The sequence below is a fragment of the Flavobacterium sp. LMO6 genome (genome assembly GCF_009495795.1).
Classification (GTDB): domain Bacteria; phylum Bacteroidota; class Bacteroidia; order Flavobacteriales; family Flavobacteriaceae; genus Flavobacterium.
Genome location: NZ_WIBH01000023.1, coordinates 1 through 4,726 on the forward strand (window position 1 = coordinate 1; position 4,726 = coordinate 4,726).

The 4,726-nt window shown below is 34.4% G+C and carries 1 pseudogene; it reads right to left on the reverse strand.

The features are described from left to right. A pseudogene (locus GFJ99_RS13055) lies at positions 1-4,231 on the reverse strand (hypothetical protein); the annotation flags it as partial. Between the last annotated feature and the right edge of the window lie 495 nt (positions 4,232-4,726).

Sequence of the window (4,726 nt, forward strand, 5' to 3'; positions counted from 1 at the left end):
GTGTTGGTAATTGTGCTGCATTGCTAAAACTTGCTGATGCTAATGAAGTACATCCACCATTGGTTGCTGTTACGGTATAACTTGTTCCAACTGTCATGCCTGAGATTACTCCTGCAACTCCTACTGTTGGTCCTGCTGGTGTAAAGGCATACGTGTTAGAAGCGCTGTAATTTGATATTGTTGAACTTCCTGCAGCAGAACAACTAGCAGCTACTGATGTGATAGTTGGTACTGGTGGTGTTGGTAATTGAGCAGCATTACTAAAACTTGCTGATGCTACTGAAGTACATCCACCATTGGTTGCTGTTACTGTATAACTTGTTCCAACTGTCATGCCTGAGATTACTCCTGCAACTCCAACTGTTGGTCCTGCTGGTGTAAATGCATACGTGTTAGATGCGCTATAGTTTGATATTGTTGAACTTCCGGTTGCTGAACAACTAGCAGCTACTGATGTAATAGTTGGTGTTGCTGGTGTTGGTAAAATTGTAAAACATTCTTGAACTGTAGTACCACATGATGCAATTGAAGTAACATCAGCAGTAATTACTATTTGATCGATTGAAATTGGTGGATCAATACTTGAACTAGCATCATTTTGCCATCTTACTCTAAATCTAAGATTTGCTTGATTATCCCATAAAGGATCTGTTCTAAAATCAGACAACCATGTTGTCTGTCTTCTTAGTTTGGCTCCAGCTTGTACCCAAGTAGTTCCTCCGTTTATACTGTATTCTATACTACCAAAATCATCTGAACCACTTGCATTTGTTTCTCCTTGGGCTAACCAATAAAAATTAAAAATAACGTTGGATTTTCCAACAGTATTGATAACCGTATTTAGAGTAGCTTTTTGATCCGATATTTGTCCATCAAAATTTGCATTATTTGGAATAAAGTTAACAGAACCTGGTCCGCATGTAGCTCCAGTTGTTGTAGTTGCTTTAATATGTAAATAATTACTATTTGGACTTGATGTAACCGCTGCAGGTTGATTTGGAACATTAGGAACTGTAAAAGTTCCTAATCCTGTCACACAACTTCCTCCTAAATAATCATTATTTAGTACAAAAATATTTGGTCCATTAGAATTATCTAAAGTCCAATTTCCTAATCCTGATTCAAAAGTTTCAGTGAATAAAGTTTGAGTAACAACACCTCCTAAAGAATTTGGAGAAGTTACATCAACACAATAAGTACCTGCTGGTAAACCTGTTAAACTAGTATTTGTAGTTAATGGAGTTTGAAAACCTGCAGGAAATGTATAACCAGAAGGACCACTTACCCAATTAAAAGTAGTACCGGTAGGTAATATAGAAGATAATAAAATAGAGCCTGGAGAACAATTTACAACTGTAGATGTATATGTTGCAGGTGTACCTGCAGTAATTGAAACATTTACTTGTGTTCTTGTACTTTCACATCCACCCACTGTTTGAGAAACCCAATAGGATGTTGCTGCTGTTAAAACTGGAGTAGTATATGGATTTCCAGTAAATATTGAACTACCTCCAGAAGAAGCGGTATACCAATTAACAGTACCTGTAACCGCTGATGCTGTTAAGGTAGCTGTTTGCCCTGAACAAATTGATAAATTGGTTGTGATTGGTGCACTTGGACCTGTCACTGTAACATTCATCGTTCTGGTTAAAGTACAATGATTTGGTGCAGCTAATCCATTATCCCAAGTATAAGTAATTGTATGAGAACCTACTCCTGCAACTTGCGGATCAAATACACCTATACCTCTGTCATCTGTATAATCATCACCAACAGAACCTGCAGGAGCAGGATCAAATCCATTTGAAACACCCGGACCTGAATAACTTCCGGTTCCTTGGAAAAACAATAATCCTGTTTTTAAAGATTCTGCACCAGCAGTAATTATCCATGTTCCAGTAGCCAATACAACTCCTGAAGTGTTGTCTGTAATTGTATACGTATAATTACCACTAGCTACATTGGTTTTATCTAAAGAATAATAGCAACCAGTAGGTCGTAAAAAATAATTATTAGATACTCCGCCAGCAGGAACTGTTAATGTCTCTACTAAAACATTAGCAGAATTATATCGATAAATAACTAAATTATTTAAATTACCCGTATTTGCAACTATTTCAATATTAACCGAATTAAATGGTAAACCTGAATCAAATGTTACTGGAAAGGTATCTGGTCCTAAAAATACCGCTGCATCTGAACAAGCAAAAGCTGTTTTAGTAATTGGATTTAATAAAAGATCATCAGAATACATTTGAATTTGATAATCTTGACAAGATATTGCAATTGGAGTTGGCGAATAATAAGACGTACAATTATCTTGAATAGTACATCCAGCTATTGGAGCATATGTAACCTCTACAATATAATTTCCTGGTGATAATCCTATCCATTCTGGATTTGAGAATGAAGAACCATTTGCGTTAGCAACAGTAGGAAGAATTTCGCTTCCTGAAACTCCGCAAAAAGCAATAGGATATAATTTAAATGATCTATTTGAAGAACATCCAACTCCAATATTTGAAGAAGCAACTAAACCTAAAATGCCAGAAGTATTTACTGTAACTGAGTGATATTGAACATAAGTGGTAGGCCCTATAATATCAGGAGTCATGTTGTTCATATTGCTGCAATTATTAGTATTTGCAGTAGCATATGAAGTATATGGTCCAGCAATTGGGCAGGTTGGAATTGCACAGCTACCACAAACTTGAGGTAAAACTACGACCGTTGTTGTAGCAGTTCCACAAGCAGTTGGAACAGAAACAGTATATGTTCCTGGTGTACTTGTACTAGGTGTAACTTGTCCTGTTGTTGTATTTATAGTTAAACCAGCAGGGGTAGCTGAATAGCTACCAGAAACAGGTCCGTTTGTAACTGTAACATTAGAAGCCCCTGCATTAGGTAAAAAAGGACTTCCTGCATAATTTATTGTTGTTGCTGTTCCACCGTTTACTGTTACTATAATATCTTGTGTACATGTTGTAACTCCATCAGTTAATGTTGCTCTATATGTAGTTGTTACAGCAGGAGAAACAGATATAGAAGTTGAAGGTGTTGTTGTAGTAGCAATTACAGTATTTGTAGATAAATCTGTAATTGTTAAAGTAGCAGTTGCATACCTTGTTATTCTAACATTATCTAACCCCCAACTATCTTGAGTTGCAGAAGTAGATTGTCTCTGCGTCCAACGAAATTTAGTATTTGCTGATAATGCTGCCGCTGGTAACGGTACAGTTGTTGTATTCCAATCATAAACATAAGTACCACAACCAATGTTTGCTGCAGAAGGAAAATTACTTTCAACACTCGGAAACATTAATTTTAAATTATTCCAAGAAGTTCCCCCATCAGTAGAATATTGTACATAAACTCCTTCATTATCATCTAAAGCTTCACATCCATTTCCTCCATTATCATCTGAGGCTTCTCTAAAATCAAAACTTAAATAACCACCACCACTAACATCATAAGAAGTTGTTTCTAACGTTCTTGGAGCAGCAGCATTTTGCATCCATACAAAAATTGAATTATCTGTATTGCTTGTAGTATAACCATAATTTGGCTCACATGTTAAAACGCTTTGAAATGAAACTGACGCAGTACTAGACCATCCTGTACCAACAGAACTTGTATTAAAATCATTACTCATTAAAGGAACTCCTAAAACACCTGTCGCGCTTAAAAGAGAAGAACCTCCAACACAAATTGTACTTGGAGAAGCCGTTAAACTAACAGTGCATCCTGCAGATGCTTGTTTATAAGTAATAACTTGACCAACCCATCCTGCATAACCTGAAGGCCCCGTATATCTGAATGTTAATACACCTGATGCATTATTAGAACAAAATACTCCAGGACTCAAAACATCAGGTACACCTGGCGTACCCGTTTGACCTGTTCGATAAGGTGTTCCACCCGCATTATAATTTAAACTATAATCACCTCTTAATGTACCTATATTTCTTGAGGCTGTATTTGGACCGTCAAAAATTTCAAGATTTCCATTTGAAATAAAACTTGTAAAATCTACACAAACAGCTTCGCCTGCAGTTGCCGGACTTAAAGTAATTGTATAACTAGTATTCCCATCATTTCCCGCAGGACCTCCAGCATCATAAAACACTTCTCCACCTGAAACATTTACTGTTCCACCTTGACTAATTAAAATGTTTTGTGCCAATCCAGATATTCCTATCATGAAAATAAAAAGGCTGAATATATATTTCATATTTTTGGGTTTTGTTTAAAACTATTAAAGTTTATAATATTTAATTAAATGATAATCTTTATTTAATTATAAGGATAATCTTTTTTATAAATAATTTTTCAAATTTAAAAATCCATTTTTATAAAAAGTATTAAAAAAATACTACTTTTTGTAATTCAGATTTACATTTATATTTAAAGAATATCATATATATTTAGATTTAATATGATTTATAATTTTAATTCAGAATATTTATTATTAATTTTATTAAGATTTAAACTTAATTCTGAATTAAAATTATATTTTTCATTTCTTAGTTACATATTATTTATAGATTTATTCTATAATTTATTAAAAAAAGAAAGAGCACTACTTAAATTAAGTAATGCCCTTTCAACTAAAAATCAACTATAAACTATCTTTATTTCTTCATAATTAAGAATTCACTTCTTCTATTTTGCGCATGTTCTTCTTCTGTACATGATTTGCAAGCTACTTTTGGTTCGCTTTCCCCAA